Raw genomic sequence first — 304 nt, 5'->3', positions numbered from 1 at the left:
GCTCGCGGAGCGCGGCGCCGACCCCGCGTACGGACGCCGGATGCCGAGGCTGCTGCGCGAGGCGGGCCTGCGACAGGTGGAGTCCGACGTGTACTTCCCGCTCGCCGCGCCCGCGTGCGCGGCCCTGGAGACCGCGACGCTCGGCCAGCTCCGCCCGGACCTGACCGGCGCGGGCCTGGCCACGTCCGAGGACATCGACGCACACCTCGCGAACCTCGCCACGGGCACGCTCGACCTGGCGACCCCGCCGCTGATCTCCACGTGGGGGAGGAAGGCGTAGGGGCGGGACCGGGAGCCGTAGCGG

At 76.6% G+C, this 304-nt stretch carries 1 pseudogene; it reads left to right on the top strand.

Features of this window, described 5'->3' with window-relative positions:
• Positions 1-280 (top strand): annotated as a pseudogene (locus AOK22_RS36390) (SAM-dependent methyltransferase); the annotation flags it as partial.
• Positions 281-304: the final 24 nt, after the last annotated feature.

Source organism: Streptomyces silaceus (assembly GCF_001419745.1).
GTDB lineage: Bacteria > Actinomycetota > Actinomycetes > Streptomycetales > Streptomycetaceae > Streptomyces > Streptomyces silaceus.
The sequence above is the reverse complement of the archived record's forward strand: the minus strand, read 5'-3'. Positions and strand labels throughout refer to the sequence as shown.